Source organism: Levilactobacillus cerevisiae (assembly GCF_003946245.1).
Taxonomy (GTDB): domain Bacteria; phylum Bacillota; class Bacilli; order Lactobacillales; family Lactobacillaceae; genus Levilactobacillus; species Levilactobacillus cerevisiae.
This window is the reverse complement of sequence record NZ_RHNN01000021.1, coordinates 1-18,504: the sequence shown is the minus strand read 5'-3', so window position 1 is coordinate 18,504 and position 18,504 is coordinate 1. Positions and strand designations below refer to the sequence as shown.

The 18,504-nt window shown below is 47.8% G+C and carries 13 protein-coding genes, 1 tRNA gene and 1 pseudogene; 11 read left to right on the top strand and 4 right to left on the bottom strand.

Features of this window, described 5'->3' with window-relative positions:
* The first annotated feature begins 91 nt into the window (after positions 1-91).
* Together EKM99_RS10550 and EKM99_RS10545 are read left to right on the top strand one after the other, a co-directional pair.
* Complete coding sequence (locus EKM99_RS10550; RefSeq protein ID WP_125583384.1) at positions 92-1,705, top strand: peptide ABC transporter substrate-binding protein; 1,614 nt, start codon at positions 92-94, stop codon at positions 1,703-1,705.
* Positions 1,706-2,023: 318 nt separating this feature from the next.
* Positions 2,024-2,263 carry a hypothetical protein gene (locus EKM99_RS10545; protein ID WP_125583383.1) on the top strand — a complete coding sequence of 80 codons (240 nt, stop codon included), beginning with the start codon at positions 2,024-2,026 and terminating at the stop codon, positions 2,261-2,263.
* Between the two features lie 81 nt (positions 2,264-2,344).
* Here the strand turns inward: EKM99_RS10545 and EKM99_RS10540 are convergent, their stop codons facing one another.
* The 4 genes from EKM99_RS10540 to EKM99_RS10525 form a co-directional block, all read right to left on the bottom strand.
* The gene (locus EKM99_RS10540) at positions 2,345-3,346 is read right to left on the bottom strand and encodes a matrixin family metalloprotease (RefSeq protein WP_125583382.1); all 1,002 of its coding nucleotides are present in this window, start codon (positions 3,344-3,346) and stop codon (positions 2,345-2,347) included.
* Between the two features lie 117 nt (positions 3,347-3,463).
* Positions 3,464-3,775 (bottom strand): hypothetical protein, encoded by a 312-nt coding sequence (locus tag EKM99_RS10535; RefSeq protein ID WP_125583381.1) that lies wholly within the window; start codon positions 3,773-3,775, stop codon positions 3,464-3,466.
* 194 nt (positions 3,776-3,969) lie between these two features.
* Positions 3,970-4,641: a hypothetical protein gene (locus EKM99_RS10530; RefSeq protein ID WP_225419835.1), complete on the bottom strand. Its 672-nt coding sequence runs from the start codon at positions 4,639-4,641 to the stop codon at positions 3,970-3,972.
* A 169-nt stretch (positions 4,642-4,810) separates the two neighbouring features.
* A tRNA-Lys gene (locus EKM99_RS10525) sits at positions 4,811-4,883 on the bottom strand.
* 854 nt (positions 4,884-5,737) lie between these two features.
* Here EKM99_RS10525 and yycF point away from each other — a divergent pair.
* The 9 genes and pseudogenes from yycF to EKM99_RS10480 all read left to right on the top strand — a co-directional run.
* Positions 5,738-6,454, top strand: a complete 717-nt coding sequence (gene yycF / locus EKM99_RS10520) for a response regulator YycF (RefSeq protein ID WP_125583380.1) — start codon at positions 5,738-5,740, stop codon at positions 6,452-6,454.
* A 44-nt stretch (positions 6,455-6,498) separates the two neighbouring features.
* Positions 6,499-8,355: a cell wall metabolism sensor histidine kinase WalK gene (gene walK, locus EKM99_RS10515; protein ID WP_125583379.1), complete on the top strand. Its 1,857-nt coding sequence runs from the start codon at positions 6,499-6,501 to the stop codon at positions 8,353-8,355.
* The gene (locus EKM99_RS10510) at positions 8,342-9,640 is read left to right on the top strand and encodes a YycH family regulatory protein (protein WP_125583378.1); all 1,299 of its coding nucleotides are present in this window, start codon (positions 8,342-8,344) and stop codon (positions 9,638-9,640) included. Before walK ends, EKM99_RS10510 begins: the two co-directional genes overlap by 14 nt.
* 28 nt (positions 9,641-9,668) lie before the next feature.
* A complete protein-coding gene (locus tag EKM99_RS10505) occupies positions 9,669-10,526 on the top strand; it encodes a two-component system regulatory protein YycI (protein WP_125583377.1) in 858 nt (285 codons plus the stop codon).
* Between the two features lie 688 nt (positions 10,527-11,214).
* Positions 11,215-12,042, top strand: coding sequence for an MBL fold metallo-hydrolase (locus EKM99_RS10500; RefSeq protein ID WP_125583376.1), 828 nt, complete (start codon positions 11,215-11,217; stop codon positions 12,040-12,042).
* 532 nt (positions 12,043-12,574) lie between these two features.
* Positions 12,575-13,924 (top strand): S1C family serine protease, encoded by a 1,350-nt coding sequence (locus EKM99_RS10495; RefSeq protein WP_164511588.1) that lies wholly within the window; start codon positions 12,575-12,577, stop codon positions 13,922-13,924.
* Positions 13,925-14,467: 543 nt separating this feature from the next.
* The gene (rlmH, locus tag EKM99_RS10490) at positions 14,468-14,947 is read left to right on the top strand and encodes a 23S rRNA (pseudouridine(1915)-N(3))-methyltransferase RlmH (protein ID WP_125583374.1); all 480 of its coding nucleotides are present in this window, start codon (positions 14,468-14,470) and stop codon (positions 14,945-14,947) included.
* Between the two features lie 465 nt (positions 14,948-15,412).
* The gene (locus EKM99_RS10485; RefSeq protein WP_125583373.1) at positions 15,413-18,217 is read left to right on the top strand and encodes a DNA methyltransferase; all 2,805 of its coding nucleotides are present in this window, start codon (positions 15,413-15,415) and stop codon (positions 18,215-18,217) included.
* 51 nt (positions 18,218-18,268) lie between these two features.
* A pseudogene (locus EKM99_RS10480) lies at positions 18,269-18,427 on the top strand (prolyl-tRNA synthetase associated domain-containing protein); the annotation flags it as partial.
* Positions 18,428-18,504 lie beyond the last annotated feature (77 nt).

Genomic DNA, 18,504 nt, shown 5'->3' with positions numbered 1-18,504 from the left:
GGTACCGCGAATCGTTCGCCCTTGTTAGCCAGAAATGGCTGACGAGGACGGGCGATTTTTTCGTTGGGACAGAAAATTGAGGGGTCTATATATGAAAAAATTAATGGGATTAGGTATTGGGTTATTAGCAGTGACAGCGCTGGCCGGTTGTGGGTCTTCAGAGGCCAAGACGAGCGCCAACAAAGAATTAAACGTCACGATGGTGGGAAATCCCGCCACCGCCAATCCGGCGATTTCCGGGGACAGTAACAGTTCGAGTTTGATTTCACAAACCGAAGAAGGCCTGTATACGTTGAACGAGAACGGCAAGGTCATTGCTGGGGTGGCCGAGAAAGTGGTTAAGCCCACGAAAAATGGCACCGTTTATACGTTTAAGATCAAAAAGAACGCTAAGTGGGCTAACGGGGATGCGGTGACAGCCCAAGACTTTGTGACTTCCTTTGATTGGCAGGTCAATCCTAAGTCGAAGTCGCAGGTAGCCAACAAACTCAAATATTTAAAGAATTATGCGGCAATTCAAGCCAGTAAGAAGGATGCTTCGGCGTTAGGTGTGAAGGCGCTGAACAAGAGCACGCTCCAGTTGACGCTGTCTAAGCCCCAACCCTGGTTGCCAGATATCTTAGCCACGGCGGCCTATCCAGTCAAGACCAGCCTCTTTAACAAGGTTGGCGGCAGTCAGTACGGCACTAGCGCAGCCAAGACTATGTCCGAAGGTCCCTACAAATTAACCGGGTGGAGCGGCGCGGCTGACAGCTGGTCCTACGTCAAGAACACCAACTACTGGAACGCCAAGAACGTGAAAATCAGTAAGGTTAACGTACAAGTCGTCAAGGATCCCGGGACCTCAGCTAGTTTGTTCAAATCCGGCAAGGTCCAAGAGACCACGTTATCCGGTCAGTACATCAAGCAAAATGCTAATAATCCTGAGTTGAAGACGACGCTGAACAGTTCGATGCGGTTCCTGGAATTTAACGACAAGAAGACGGTGACTCATAACACCAAGGTACGTCAAGCCTTCTCCTACGTGGTGAACCGGACCGCGCTGACCAAGAGCGTGTTGCAGGATGGGTCTTCCGCTGCCAAGAGTTTGATTCCTTACGGTGACGGGAATGACCCCACTACCGGCAAGGACTTCTCCCAAGACGTCGGCAATCTTCTGAGCTACAACCCCAAGAAGGCGACCCAACTTTGGAATCAAGCCAAGAAAGAACTCGGTATCAAGAAGGCCAGTTTGGAACTCTTAACGGCCGATACGGATGAACAAAAGCACGTAGCCCAATACCTGCAACAACAGGCCCAGAAGTACATGCCAGGTCTGAGCATCACGATCAAATCAATGCCACTGGCCCAACAAATTGCCAAGGGTGCGGCCGGAAACTTCGACATTGACCTGGACGGGTGGACCACGGATTGGCGGGACCCAGCTGACTTCTTACAAATGGCTGACGGGACCAGCTCGGTCAACTTTACCAAGTGGAACAACGCGCACTTCACCAAGCTGATGACCCAGGTCGACAATACCGCCAAGTACACCACGCAACAACGGTGGAACCTGTTGAAGCAAGCGGACACCTACGTCACCAAGCAAGCCGGCCTAGTGCCACTGTACCAACAAGCCAAGGCGCACCTGGTTTCCAAGTCCGTCGGCGGCTTGAAATACAGCATGATGAGCGATGCCCAATATAAGTATGCTTATTGGAAATAGCAACATGGATTAGGCGGTTACGGCGATGACGTGCCGCCACGCCAGTACCCCAGATAGTTACTGAGCTGAAATTGACATTCAGTGAGTGCCTGCCCCGTGAGACAGGACTCACCGCCAACCTCAAATTTTGACCTCTAAAGAGAGCAGTTATGCCGCAGAAATGTGGGTAACTGTTTTTCTTTTGGAAAAAGGTGGCGTTCACTATTTGAACTATCGTATGATGACTGATGAGAACTATTTTGCTACTTAACTTTGGGGAGACGCCAGTGGCGTTAAAGTTGGGGAAGTGGTGATCACGCAAGCGGAGGAGGAACGGGGATGCATTTTCACAAGCTATTCATGGATCAAGTGGGTCAAACGGTCGATTTGTTTGAGATTTTTATTTTTTTACTGGTACCCGTTTTTCTGGTTAAGGGCGTCGTTGACCTGTTCACGTTGGGTGAGCTGTTTTGGGTCGACTACGGGCGTTTTTTCTTGGAATCAGTCGGGGGATTCATTGCGTTATTTGCCATTATTGATCTGATTGAGGCCGGCCGGCGGTACTTCCACCGGGAGTGAGTACCTGGCCTGATTGCCGGGTGAAATTGGTGTAAAAAAGCAGTCGTTGCGGAGAAAATTCCGGAGCGGCTGCTTTGCTTTCTAATGCAACATATCTTCTGTATAAATTTTGTGATCAGAAACGTGCTCGAACAGTTCGTGTCCGTTACTAGTATGCGTGTCGATGAACATGCCCTGACCGTCATTGATGATGTAATCATTTCCCTGGGCGTTCTTGGCTAGCATGACCACCACGTCTTCACCGTGATGCAGGACTTTGCTGTCGGTGACGGCCATTGCGGTCGTTCCACCCTGCGTGAAGGTCACGGTTTTGCCGGACAGCCCCTTAAAGTGTTCGATCACCCGTAACGTTTGCGTGGTGTAGTAATTCTTGGGTGCCTTGTGATGGCCGACACTCTTGGTAATGGTACCTTCAACGATGGTTCCGGCGTCTTTTCGCAGCGCTTCCACGCCGTAGATTCCATTGGAATAGTCCTTCAGGTGGTCAACGGTCAGGGTTGGTTGGGCAGCTGCTGCCAGCGTGCTCTTGGTGTTGGTCGTGGTCCGGTAGATTTTCTGCGCGCCTTTGATGTCCACGTTGCGTAGCGCGTAATCACGGTTAGCCGGGTTCATGACGCTGACGGAACCGGCACTGTTATGGCCGAGACCGAGGGCGTGGCCCATTTCGTGAATCGCCACGTTGGTGCGTTGCTTCTTATTGTATTTGTACTTTTTCAGAATGGCGCGATTCAGATACATGGCGGCACCAGTCTGACGACCATTTTGATCAAACGACATCCCGTTGTATGCCATGCCGGTGGCGTTGGTCCAGATGCCCGTCGTCCTGGAAACGGAGGTGGTAAACGTCCGCGACTTCCGATTCTTCGTGGGCGACCATTTGAAAGACTTGGATTTATTCCAGGCATTGCGGGCACTGGTCCAAATTGACCGGTAGTAGGCGCTGGTCGATTTGTTGTAATAGGCGGCCTTCTTAGCGGCGTAGCGGTACTTGTTGGCCGGCGTGGGGTTCTTGGTGGCAGCACGCGCCGAAACGCCCATAAGCAGGGCGAGACAGGTGGTGACGAACATGACGGATTTTTGCATGGAAACCAATCCTCTCCAAATAAGCTGGGGATGAACCGGTGATCCAAATACTGTGTGACTGAATAGTCCAACCCGCGTATCACTTAAGCTTAAGCCTGCGGTTAGTCGTTGTCCAGACTATTCGAAGACCAAGCCGTGATAGCGGTCTTCGCGCTGCCAGGCCTTGATTAAATCGGCCGCCAAAAAATGGTAATCGACTGCCGCCATGATCGGGCGAATTTCGTGTAGCTTTTGGGCGACATCGTGGGCGGAAAGGGCTTGATGATCAAAGATACAGCGATTGAGGAAGTGGTCCAGTGTCTGTAGTTCGGAATCGGTGAACGGAAAATTTAGGAGCAGGAGTGCACTCGGCTTGAGTCGCGCCTTTTGGCAAACCAGATTCAAGGCTTCTAACAGTAGTGCGTCGCGGGTCAACAAGACATCATTCATTTTTAACTCCCCCTTGTTCTGTTAGAATACGGGAAAGTGCGAGCGAAAGCTAGTGAAATCCCTTACAAATTAATTTATAACCGTGAAAGCGTTGGGTGTAAAGGGTTTCGGCGGTTGCCAGTGGTCAAGGTTGGGGACCAAAAAAGCGTCATGACGTTGGTGTGTCGTCATGGCGCTGGTTAAGTATTTATATTTTAATGGGAGACGCGGAAATTATGGTAGAGATGCGGCATGATGTGCTTGTCAGACGCCGCAATGATCACGCCATTGAAGAGAATCGAGTAGAGCGTACCGACGTTCACGGAGTAAATCTGCCGGGTGAACGCATAGCAGACGGCAATCATGATGATTGGGGGGATGAAGTCCACGAATTGTGAGGCAGTTGCCCGACCGCCTAGGTACATGAAGCGGAGGATGTTAGACGTGTCGTCGTTGGGATGCATGATTAGGTTGGCTCGCTGGTAAATGGAAATTGAGCAAGCAAAGATGGTGACCCCCAACACGCTGAGTAACATGCGCCAGCCTAACCCGAGATTAGGAATTCCCCATTTGGTAAACATCGCCACAAATAAATCAATAAAGTAACTGAAACAGGTGATGAAGACGACCTCGCCAATAAAACGGGGAATATCTACTTGGCGAATGAGGATTTGGTTTAATAGGGCGCTGCAAATGCCGACAATCAACAGGATGACCCCGACATTGCCGTGAATCCAGTAAGCAATATTGACGGCCGCTGCGGTCCAAATCCCGCTCCCGGCATTAGCTGCCACACTTAAAGCGTTTCCAAAAGCGTTTAAAATTAACCCAATGACTAGGGCGACGACCCGGTAAGACATGTGATTCTTCTTCTGTTCCTGTTGCAAAACGCATCACCTCGACTAGATTTCCGTGACGTTCTCTCCTATAAATAGCGGGGCGCGAACGAGCGGGGCGTTATGCATAGATATTAAATGTACCGGATATTTATTACCTATTGATACAAAAAAATCAGCAACCACGAAGCGAACTTCGTGAAAGCTGATTAGTAAGTGATGGGCAGTCAGGGGATCGAACCCTGGACCCACGGATTAAGAGTCCGTTGCTCTGCCAGCTGAGCTAACTGCCCATGTGATTGCTTGTCGTATGTCTTCCATATCAACGAGAACTATCATATCATGCAGGCGAGGGGGGCGCAACCCTTTTTCAAAAAAAAGTTTATTTTTATTCAAAAATACTGGGTATTCTACCATACTGAAGGAAAAACTATCCCCGGTTTCATGCGGATTGACACGGATTTCAGCAGTTAGAAAATTTTTTTGTTTTTTTGGCAATCTGAACCAGCTTTTCAAGGTAATTGGTGGGAGGTAAGCCGTTTTACATGCTGGTCAAAACCCAAATTATTTTAAACTGGCTTAAAATTACCGTTCTTTCAGAGAATTCAGCGTCACTTTTGGGAAATAAGCCACGACGATTGAACCCAGAGACAAAGCCGAAGACCTTAACAAACGATTAAGAGTTAGCCAATTGTAAGAGTACCGATTGAAAAATGCTTTGGAAAAAGAGCCGCCACCTCCTATTTGGTCGGTGTGGGCCGCCATTTTCACCGAATTTTCATGGCTTAATAGACATAATAATGTATTTTGTCCGTCAAATCATTTTATTTCCCGGGAAATAACGGGTTAAAACTACCTTAAATCCTTGATAGACTAGGACTGAAAGAAACTTCATGATGTGTTATAATTCAGTTAGCGTTGTTTTCACTGATACCGGATCTTTCTCGGGTCACGCAACGCACTCTTAAAAACATCGAGTCATCAACAAAAGATGACTCACTATTCCTTGACTTTAAACGATGAAAGAAACTGAAAAGAACCTGTAGTGGCCCCGTTGTCGGTGGTAATGTGACACCCAACGGCCGGTCTGCCGGTAATCCTGTAATTACCGGATCGCGCGCACTTCCTTAAGGAGGAACTTTTTACTATGCCTAAGAAAATTCTCGTTGTCGATGATGAAAAACCAATTACTGATATTATGAAGTTTAATTTGGAAAAAGAAGGATACGAAGTCGATGTTGCCTACGATGGCGAAGCGGCTATTCAACAGGTTGAAGAGGGACATCCGGACCTGGTTATTCTTGATTTGATGTTGCCTAAGGTTGATGGGCTGGAAGTTGCCCGTGAGATTCGCAAGAAGTATGATATGCCAATCATCATGGTCACGGCTAAGGATTCTGAATTGGATAAGGTCGTCGGCCTCGAAGTCGGCGCCGATGATTACGTCACCAAGCCATTCTCTAACCGGGAACTGGTTGCCCGGGTCAAAGCGAACCTGCGGCGGCAGAATACCGCGGCACACGCTCAACCGGAAGAGCCAGAAAACCAAGACATCGAGATTGGTGATTTAACCATCCATCCCGAAGCCTATTCCGTTTCTAAGCGCGGCGCCAACATTGATTTAACGCACCGTGAGTTTGAACTCCTCCATTACTTAGCCCAACACATTGGCCAAGTCATGACCCGCGAACATTTACTGCAAACGGTCTGGGGCTACGACTACTTCGGTGATGTCCGGACGGTTGACGTGACGGTTCGGCGCCTGCGTGAAAAAATCGAGGACGCCCCTAGCCACCCAACTTGGCTGGTGACGCGGCGGGGGGTTGGCTACTACCTGCGCAACCCAGATTCCGACCAGGCCTAAGCTAGCGGAAACGCTAAATCTCGCATTGAGGAGTATGTGACTTCGTGAATAGTAAAATAAAATTTTTCCAGTCGATTCATTTTAAGATCGCGCTGGTCTTCGCGCTACTCCTACTTTTAACGCTGGAGATTGTTGGCGCTGTGTTCGTTCGCCAGTTGGAACGCCAGAATTTAAATACATTCAAGGCCCAACAGGTGGTTCAAACGTACATTGTCAATCGACTGTCCGATGAGCTGACCACGACTAATACCACCAAAAGTGATAAGCAGATCAAGTCAACCCTGTCAGAAATCAACAATACCAATAACGCTCAGATTCGGGTCATCGACAACAAGGGGACCATTCGGGGGACCAATGAAGTTGATAACCAAGGGATCGTTGGGCAAAAAACCACTGATAACAACATTAAGAACGCCATCTATAATAACCGCGATGTGGTGCGGACGACTTATAATTCTCAGAATAATAGTCGCTACTACACCACCATTACACGGCTGATTCGTACTCAGGGAAATAACAGCGAATTAGTCGGGGTTATTTACATGCGGTCGAGCCTGGACTCGGTCTATCAAAATATCAATCAAATCACGCTGATCTATGTATCGGCAACGTTTGTGGCGATTATTTTAGGACTGGTCATGGCGATAATTATTTCCCGGGCTATAACCCGACCAATCGATGAAATGAAGAAGCAGACGTTGCGGATCGCCCGGGGAGACTACTCTGGCCACGTGCACGTGTACGGGAATGATGAGCTGGGACAACTTGCCAGTGCCGTCAATAACCTGTCCGTGCGGGTGGAAGAGGCCCAAGAGTCGACCGAGTCCGAACGACGCCGGCTGGATTCCGTCATGGCCCACATGACCGACGGCGTTATTGCCACCGATCGGCGCGGGAACGTCACGATTATTAACGAGACTGCCAGCAGTTTCCTTGACCACGACCCCGATGACGCCGTGGGTAAATCCATTTTGGACTTACTGGACATTCGTGACGACTATACGTTGCGCGAATTGCTGGAAGATCCCGATGAGTTAGTGTTGGATTTTTCAACGAAAGAACATGACTTAATCCTCCAAGCCTACTTCTCCTTGATTCAACGGGAGTCTGGCTTTATTTCCGGGTTGGTCTGTGTGCTCCATGATGTCACCGAGCAACAAAAGATCGATCAAGACCGGAAAGAGTTCGTTTCCAACGTGTCCCATGAGTTGCGGACGCCGTTAACCAGCGTGCGCGCCTACATCGAGTCCCTCTCCGAAGGGGCTTGGAAGGATCCTGAGGTGGCTCCACGTTTCTTGAAGGTCACCCAGGAAGAAACTGACCGGATGATTCGGATGATCAATGACCTGTTAACGTTGTCACGGATGGATTCCGGGACGCAGAAGGTCGACCTGGAAATGGTCAATCTAAACGAGTTGTTCAATTACGTTTTAGACCGGTTTGACATGATGTTGAAGCAAGACGACAAGCCGGAGAAGACGTATACCATCAAGCGGGACTTCACCAAGCGGGATCTCTGGGTCGAAATCGACACGGACCGGTTCACGCAGGTGCTCGACAACCTGATGAACAACGCCATCAAGTATTCACCAGATGGTGGGGTCGTCACCGCCCGCCTGCTGGAAACGCACAATAACGTCATTTTGAGCGTGTCTGACCAAGGGTTGGGGATTCTGCGGGCCGATATTCCCCGCATCTTTGACCGCTTCTACCGGGTAGATAAGGCCCGTTCTCGGGCGCAAGGTGGTACCGGTCTGGGCTTAGCGATTTCCAAGGAAGTCGTGCAAATGCTGGGCGGCCGAATCTGGGTCGACAGTCGTGAAGGCCGCGGGTCCACGTTCTACATTTCCCTGCCTTACAAGCCGTACGATGAGGAGGATCTCTGGGATGAAGATAACTAAAGCACTTCTACCACTGGGATTGACCATAGCCGTGGCAGTCAGTGTGACGTTATCGGCCATGATTTGGACGAATCCCGCGCAGTATGAGCGCAGTCGTCAGCGGAGTTCCAATACCCCGACGACCGAGCTGAACACCCGTCCGCAAAAGGATGTGTACCTGCCCACGGAAGTCGTTTACAGCAACGCTGCCGGCAAGCAGGAACTCCTGAACAACCGAAAAGTTAACCTGACCACGGAAATCCGTGAGGCCCTGTCTAAATGGGAACTGGGTGGCATTCGGCGGATTCAACCGGGGTCCCGTGCCGAGTACATGAAATATTTAACGACGAAGAGTAGTTTGCTGCTCTCGTATTCGGCACCCGTGAATATTAAAATGTTTAATACCGTCTTTGGCAGTCAATTGGCGCGGCACTCCGCGGAATTTTCCCGGATTATGATCCCGTTGAACGACGCCAAACACCTGTATTTGTTGGACGATCAGAATCAAGAAGTCTACCGAATCAGTGTGCGGAAGAGTGACTTGGCGGCCTTGCAGAAAATCCTTAAGGAAAACCTGTTCCGGATCAACGTCCAGATGAAGTGGCTGAACCAATCGGCCATCCCTTACGTCAATAGTAGTGTGACCGTGCAATCCTACAGTTACTTGGTCAACCAACAGTCGACGGATTATTTCACCACCCGCTTGCTGAACAAGGGGGAATCGACCAACGTTTCGGCCAAGAAGAACAAGGACAACACGATTTACAGTGATGGGGCTTCGCGGCAGTTAACCGTTTATAATAAGCGGGGAACCGCGTTGTATGAGGACTACAGCGCCTTGCAATCGTCATTTACCTTCAGCCAAGCGCTCAGTGCCAGTTATACCGCGGTCAAGTCCATTGGGATCCCGATGGAAAACCTGCGCTATTACGGCTACAGTAAAGGCAAGTCGACCGTGACTTACCGTAGTTTCGTGGAAGGGTTCCCCATTTTCAATCAGAGTAACTATGGTGCGGCGCGGATTCAAATGTTGGCCCAGGGTGTGCGGCGGTATAATTTCTCGCTGTACAGCCTCCAGGTCCCCGTACCCACGGATAAAAAAGCCGAATCGCTACCTAGCACGCAGAGCGTCATTGACCAGTTGACGGCTGCCGGGTATAGTAAGAAGAAAATCGGCACCCTGCAGCTGGGGTATCAGTGGCTGGCCTCGTCCTCATCGGATAAGGTCGTCAACCTGACGCCTACCTGGTACGTGTACTACAACGGTAGCTGGAAAACCTACAACCAGATGTTGAAGCAGCAGTAAGCCGGTCAAAAAAGGAGGGCGGTTCGGCATGGACTTTCGCCGCATCGAGTGGTTATTCTTAGTCGCGTTCATTGTCATTGATATCTTCTTGTTCGCCGCCTTTCAACGGGACACGTCCGGTGAGACCGACACCACATCGAGTCGTTCTGCGGACAGTGACACCACGATTATCAAGGAAATGCGGGCGGACGAGATTACCTTTAGCGCGCCGTCCAAGAAGAGCGGCGAAGGCTACTACATTTCCACGACCAACGACGCTAGCATCAAGAGTAGCTTGACGAGCCTGAGTGATCAGACCGTGCGCTACCAAACGGATGGGACGATTGCGTCCACGTTTAAAACGGCCATCACTGGCGTCGATACCAAGCATCCGGATAAGACGCTGGATACCGTCGTTAATAACGGTGCCCTGATTTTAAATGGGACCAACTACTTTTATAACAGTCAATTGTCGAGCCGCAATACCGTCGTGTATACCCAACACGTCACGGACGGCCAGATTTACTCCCGGTATGGCGAAATTCGGTTCAGCCTGACCAATGACGGCCAGGTCACCGGCTATACCCAGGGGTACCTGGCAAGCGTCGCGACGTTGCGGGAAAAAACCGAGACCATTTCGGAGCGTAAGGCGTTGATTTGGCTGTACCAATATAACCAGATCGCCAACAACACCAAAATTATCTGGACCAAGTTGGCTTACACGCGCTACTTCACGTTGAAGAATAGCAGCGTGTATATTCCAACCTGGGTCATCGCGGTTAAGGCCAATAGTGGCAACAACGCGGGCGTCCTCCAGCTGAAGCACGTCAACGCGTTCACCGGGGCCATCCTGACCAACGACAGCAACGTGAAGACGGTCAGCGGGACGTCGACGACTAGTAATTAACGCAATATCACGGAATACCTGTGAGTGAAGATAGTGAGGAAGGCGGCCGCGAGCCGTCTTTTTTTGTGGGGTGGACGTTGGGTGGTTCAAAGCAAGGTGAAATTCCTTTGCTGAGCTTGTACTCTACTGGAAATTATTACTCTTGTGATAGATTGGTGAACTAAGTCCGTGGCAGGAAGAAATTATTTGCGGGATTCGTAAACGTAAGCCGGAGGGCGGGTGCAAATGAACCAAGCCGTGGGAATTGCCTTAGTGGCGATAGCCGCTTAGGCAATTGATACTTTTGAGACGCGAACTTGGCGGCTCAAAATAAGTCTAGAGACCGTTTTTTGGTATCATTTATCCATGAATTGGGAGAGACAATCATTTGTATAGTATAGGAAATGAATAGAGCCGGACCATTAATTGGATTAACGGCATGTCAGCCGTGAGGGCGGAAAAAATAGGCTCAGCCGGGGGATTCTCTAAGTGATTTTCTTAGAGAATGGTGACTTTGAAACGCGGGTTGAGCGGTTCAAAGCAAGGCTGAAGACCGATCCTTAGGCTTCGGCCGTCCTTCCCCCAGCGTTCCAGCCTATTTTTTCCGCCCGGTAAGGCGATGGCAATCCGTTATAACCCAATTAATATTAGTTACAAGGGGGCTGAAATGCGGTATGATTACGGTATTGAAATTTAAGGAGAGGTCGAATTGAATTTGCGAACGGATACAGCAGTAGCAGATGACCTGCGCATCAGCATTTTATCTAGTGGCAGCACGGGTAACGTGGCCTACGTGGAGAGCCCCAACGAACGCATCATGATTGATGCCGGGTTGAGCGGCAAGAAAATTGAAAAATTAATGGGCGACATCAACCGCGACATGACGGACGTCAACGCCTTGTTGGTCACGCACGAGCACTCGGACCACCGGCAGGCAGTCGGCATTCTGGCGCGGCGGTACGAGCAGCTAAACGTGTATGCGAACAAGGGCACTTGGGACGCGATGGATAGCAAAATTGGTAAGGTCGATTTGGCCCAAAAGCACCTGTTTGCGCCGGATACGGTTCAAACATTTGGTGACATTGACGTGGAGAGTTTTTCCGTGTCACACGATGCCGCTGAACCCCAATTTTATGCGATTCACTATCACGGGAAGACGTTTGTTATTTTGACGGATACCGGCTACGTTTCCGAGCACGTGGAAGGCGTGATTGCGGACGCCGATGCCTACCTGTTGGAGTGTAACCATGATGTGGAAATGCTGCGGATGGGCGAGTACTCGTGGCCACTGAAACAGCGGATCCTGGGCGATAAGGGCCATCTGTCAAATGAAGAGGGCGCCGACGCCTTGATGGACGTGCTGGGCAACCGGACCAAGAAGATTTACCTTGGTCACCGGAGTCTGCACAACAACATGCAGTCGCTGTGTCACCTCACCGTGGCCTCAATGATGGAAAATCGTGATTTCGGGGTCGGCAACGACTTCCAGCTGATCGATACCAATCCAGAAGAAGCAACGCCGCTCGTGGCTTTGTAGCGGGTGAATTTGGTGCTGTGGGTGATGTCGATACAAGCTTGTGGCTGATTGTCAGTTGGTGCGCTGTGAGTGGTTAGCGTATCGGCTGTTCGTACACAATTTGGATGATCCGTTCTGGAATAGGCTAAGTCAGTTGACGAAATTATGCTGAATTGGTTGAACGTGTGTTAGCCGATAGGGCAGTCAAAAATGGACTTAGCCGTGGGAATCCTCTTAATGGCTGATTTTGGGCCATTTAGAGGATTGGTATCTTTGAAACGCGGTCCGTAGCGGTTCAAAGTAAGGCGGAAGACCGTCCTTTGGCTTCCGGCGTCCGCCCACAGCGTTCCGGTCCATTTTGACTGCCCGGCAAGGCGCTGTAACCATCCGGTTGACCCGTTCAGCGTAAGTTTTGGTAAACTTTAGGACTTCGGCACCGAATCATCAAAAAAAATTCATACTCAATCGTTAAACTATAACTATTAAAAACGATGGCCAGCGGCTAAGACTGCTGACCAATAAATGAGGAGGGTTCGCGCGTTAGCGCAATGTGATGGATAACAACAATAATCAAAATAATGATAATACTGATCAAAACCAAGCAACTCCAACGCCCACTCCGGAACCGCAAAAGCGGCAACGGGGCGGCCTGACCTTGACCAAGGTTGCCATAACGGCCCTGGTAGCCGGGCTGTTAGGTGGGGGTGCCGCTTATGGTGGCATTACTTACATGAATAACAGTGGGGTTAACGATACGGCGGTGCCTGCTGGGAGCAATAAGAGCGGCAACGCATCGACGTCCAACGTGACGGTCAACGTTTCCAGCCAGTCCACCAAGGCCTTCAACAAGGTCAAGGGGGCGATGGTCTCCGTGATTAATTTGCAAAAGGAAAGCAGCAGTAGCAGTACACTTGGCCAGTTATTCGGCGAGTCTTCCAGTTCGAGTTCGAAATCCAACTCGGCGTTACAAGAGGCTTCCGAAGGGTCGGGGGTCGTCTACAAGAAGAGCGGCAACTCGGCCTACATTGTGACCAACAATCACGTGGTGTCCGGCTCATCCGCCTTGCGCGTGGTGACCAGCTCGGGTAAGCAGCTGCAGGCTAAATTAGTTGGGAAAGATTCCGTGACCGACTTAGCTGTCCTGAAGGTGAACGGCGCTGATTTGAAGACCGTCGCTTCATTTGGGGATTCCGATAAGATCAAGGTCGGTGAAACCGCCTTGGCAATTGGGTCGCCGCTGGGTAGCCAGTACGCGACGTCGCTGACGGAAGGAATCATTTCCGCCAAAAAACGGACGATTGAAACGACAAATTCTTCTGGGACCCAGACCGGGAACGCCACGGTTATTCAAACGGATGCCGCGATTAACCCCGGGAACTCCGGTGGGGCGCTGATTAATGTCGGCGGTCAAGTCGTCGGGATTACCTCTTCCAAGATTGCCAGTGATGCTGAAGGGACGAGCGTTGAGGGGATGGGATTTGCCATTCCGTCGAACGAAGTTGTCAACATCATTAATCAATTGGTTAAGAAGGGGAAAGTTGTGCGACCAGCGTTAGGGATTACCTACGTGGACCTTGCCAACGTTTCCAGCTCGCAACAAAAGTCGATTCTGAAGCTGCCAACGAGTGTGCAGAGTGGGGTCGTGGTCATGAGTGCCAGCGCCGGTTCGCCAGCGAAGAAGGCCGGTTTGACCAAGTACGACGTCATCACCTCGATGGGTGGTCACGACATTTCCGATCAATCCACGCTGCGGGACATTCTGTACAAATATAAGCTGAATGATACCGTGTCGATGACTTACTACCACAACGGTAAGAAGAAGACCACTAAGGTTAAATTGACCGAAACGTCTTCCCAGTTGAGTAGCAGTTCGTCATCCACCTCAGCAAGCTCAGAAAGTTAAATAGAAGTTGAAATGAAAGCGACCGTTGGAATTTTCCAGCGGCCGTTTTTTTGCGATGATAACCAAATTAATGAAAAACCGAAGTTTAAGGTCGGCTTAAGGTAAATGAAAACGCGACCGGTGGTGTTGGGACCGAACGAAATCGGGGCAACGCCAGGAAGTAATTCAGGGGCGAAATTTCGCTTGTGGATAACTGTGGATAACTTGGGGGATAAATGGCATAATGGAACAGTGGAAAAGTTATGAACAAGGCTAGACGGGGGATGGAACCGGTGCAAAAGTTATCCACAGGTTGAGTTGAAAGCTGTGGATAGAAAAACTTTTTAGTTCTTTTATGGTCGACAATCCCTGAAACAGTAAGGTTTGTAAGCGGATAGCCCGAACGGACGTTTTGGGTAAAACCGGTGGATAACTATTTTTATATTGACATTTTAGCAAAAAATAAATATAGGGGGTCTGGGTCATGGCCACCCCAATATCTAGGAAAACAGCTTGTGCACCTGTGGATAACTTTGTGGACAACCTGTGTATAGGAGCGTAATTATGAACATCAAATTTGTCGTTGTGGGCAAACTGAAGGAAAAATACTTCAAGCAAGGCATTGCGGAATACGCGAAGCGGTTGTCGCGCTTCTGTAAATTTTCAATCGTCGAGGTGCCCGATGAAAAGGCACCAGAGAATCTGTCACAGGCGGAAATGGACCAGGTGATGGAAGCGGAAGGCGAACGCATCTTGAGTAAAATCAAGGACCGCGAATACGTCTACGCATTGGCCATCTTAGGCAAGGAACGCTCGTCTGAGGAGTTTGCCAAGGAACTGAAGGACTTGACCACCTACGGCCACTCAGACATCACATTCGTCATTGGAGGTTCACTGGGACTCACGCCGGCGGTTTTGAAGCGGGCGGACACCCAGATTTCGTTTGGGCGCTTCACGTTGCCCCATCAGTTGATGCGGCTGGTGTTGACGGAGCAGGTTTACCGGGCGTTTATGATTAATGAGGGGTCGCCGTATCATAAGTGATAGCGAATTTGGGATAAAGGACAAGGAAGCAAAAAAACGCGAATGGCTATCGATTACGTAGTAAGATTTTTAGTGGACTGAAGTTGATTGAACCCAAAAGTTGAGACCTTTGGTGTATCTGTTAGTGCAACATATAAAGGTATTCGGTAGCGAGGGGTGTGGTAGGTGTTTAAAATGCTTGATTCTTATGTGATCAGATGCAATTCGGACGCAACCCAGGAATAAAATGTGTCGATCTTTCTGTAATAAAATTACGAGCTGTGAATATGTGTATGTAGCTGTGTGTAAATTGAAAGAAGGTAGCAAATCAGGCGGAGTATCATAAGCTTGGGTCAGCCGGCTTGATGTGGCTGGTATTGACAGGACATATTTGTTGAGTTTTACTTAATAGCAGTATAATAAATTGAAAAAATTAGGCAGATAGAAATACTTAGTGTATTTGTACGCTATTTTAGGAGGATTAGAATGGCAGATAAATTGATCGTACAACGAGCCCTGAATTTTGTAGAAGAGTGGGCCCATCAAGTGAAAAAAGGATCATTGGGTGAGCAGCAACATGCCCGGGAATTTATGGCAGACTTTTATGACGTTTTTGGTATTTCTAAGTCTGTATATCGTTCTGGATTTGAGTATAAGGTTAAAATGGAGGGCCATAATAAGCGTATTGATTCTCTTCTTCAGCATACGTTAATAATAGAAATGGAATCACAGAATGTAGAAATTGTAGATAATCCTAAAGCGGGGTATGAACAAGCGTTAAAGTATGCCTATACTTTAAATGAAATAGAAGATGGAAGTTCACCTGAATACATTCTTGCCTGTAATTTTGAGAACTTTTATTTAAAAAAACCATCAACAGGTGAAATTTGGAATACGACAATTACTGATTTTGTTAAAGATATTGATATCTTTAATTTTCTTTCAGGATACGAGCAGTTAGAACAGGAACGGCAGGCTAAAGTGGATAAGAGGGCTGCAGAGTCTATTTCAAAAATATATCGTAGTGTTTTAGAGGCTGGTGTTCAACCCAATGCTGCTAGTTTACTAATGACGCGGATAGTTTTTTGTTTATTTGCTGATGATACACATATATTTGAATATAACGGGGTGTTTCAAAAGTTTTTAGAGGAAACTTCTGAAGATGGGACTGATCTTTTAAGTAAACTTTCTCTTCTGTTTAGACAACTGAATACCAGCCCTAAAGATTGGATTGGTAAGGATCGTCGGTTTGGCTATATTAATGGCGGGTTATTCGCTCTCGACATTGCGAAATACACGATAAATCTGGGATTAGAATTCAATGCTGAAATTCGTAAATCTTTAATTGAGGCATCAATGCTAGATTGGTCTGGCATTAGTCCAGTGATTTTTGGTTCTATGTTTGAGGGAGCTCTTGACCCCCAAAAACGTCATCAACTTGGAGCACATTTTACTTCGGAAAAGAATATACTAAAGGTAGTTGATTCCCTGTTTATGGATGACTTGCACAAGGAATTTGATGATGCTCGTCATAAGTCCAATGCTGGTGGTGCTCGAACCAAGGCTCTGAATGATCTCCATGAGAAGATTACACATCTTAAATTTATGGATCCAGCTTGTGGTTCTGGGAACTTTTTGATTATCGCTTATAGAGAACTTCGACGACTAGAACATGACATAATTGATACCTTTATAGAAGATAATGCTAAGGTTGCTAGAATGAATGGAGGTGGAGTTCAGCTGCCGTTTGATTTTGCTTCAAAGAGTATTCGTGTAGAGGTGAGCCAATTTTATGGAATTGAAATCTTACCATATGCAGTATCCATTGCTCGGGTAGGAATGTGGTTGATGGATCATTTAATGAATATTGAAGCTAGTAATTTGTTTGGCGAGCTTATCCGACGAATTCCATTGCATGCGGGGGCGAATATTATTCAGGCTGATGCATTAAAGGTAAGCTGGACTAGGGTTTTTACAGAATCGCCTAATTTATCGAACTTGAAGGTAGATGATATAAATTACATTTTTGGTAATCCTCCCTTTATTGGTCAAACTGTGATGACTTCATATCAAAAAGAAGAGTTGAAGGCAGTGGACGCTAATGTAAAGAAGATGGGGAAGGTTGATTATGTTGCAGGATGGTATCTAAAGTCTGCTGATATAATGTCAAAAAATCCTAATGTGAGGACAGCTCTTGTTTCGACTAATTCGATTGCACAGGGTGAACAGGCAGTAATTGTTGGTCAGGAGCTTTTTAGGCGAGGATTTTATTATAATTTTGTTCATCAAACTTTCAAGTGGGATAATAATGGGGCAAAAGTATTTGCAGTTATAATTGGGTTCTCATTAAATAAGTCGGCAGCAACTATATTTAGTTATGCTAATATTTCAGATGATCCAGTTGCAAAATATGCTGATGAAATTAATGAATATTTACTAGATATGCCTAGAGTTTTATTACATCCCACTAATAAAAGTATTGAAAATCTACCTAAAATGGCATATGGTACAATGCCTCGAGATGGAAAAAACCTTATCGTGTCTGTGGAAGAACGAAAAGATCTTGTGAACAAGTATCCTCAGATTGCAGAGTACATCCGTCCGTTTATTGGGTCACGTGAACTCCTTCATAATGAAATGAGGTATATTTTATATTTAAAAAATGCTCCTATGAATATTTTGAAGCTATTGCCTATCAGCAAACGATTGCAGGCGGTTCATGATACTCGTTTAGCCAGCCCGTCACCCTCCACAAAGAAATGGGCTAATCGCCCAACGGAACTTGTGCAAGATCAAGCTGTGGATTCAGATGTATTATTGGTACCGCGTGTCTCTTCTGGAGGCCGTGAGTATATTCCAATGACATTTGGTGTATATCCAACAATCGGCAGTGATCAGGTGTTCCAGGTAGGTAATGCAACATTATCACTATTTGCATTACTTGAGTCTAAAATGCACACAGCATGGATGGATACAGTTGGTGGGGGAATGAAGGGAGATTATCGTTACTCTAATACTTTAGTGTATAATACCTTTTGTATTCCTAACCTCAGTAAAAAAGATTTGAGTTGTCTTGAAGAGTGTGCGGAACGCATCGTTTCTGCCCGTTTGAGGCATTCCTCGGAGTCACTTGCAGATTTATATGGCTCGCTTATCATGGCAACTGATTTGCGGGATGCACATATGAAAAATGATAGATTTGTCGATACTTTGTATGGACTAAAGCAACCGACAGAGAAGGAACGAACTCTGAAGCTGATAGAGATGTATCATACAAGGTTAGAAAGGTAGAAGGTTAAAAACAGAGCATACTTTTAAGAAGATATGGAAGGAGCCCGGACAATGAATCCAACAGAACAGGTCACCCAAGCACTGGATAATATGGCAATCCCCTACCAACTGGTACACCACCCAGTTGCGGAAACCACAGCGGAAGCCGATCACTACATTGAAGGCATCGAAGGCGTGCGCACCAAGACGATGTTCCTAACGAACAAGAAGGGTTCTATGTCAACTGTTGTTGGTAATTCCATTTATAAAATTGTCTAATCCTTTGAGATTAGGCAATTTTTTTTGAG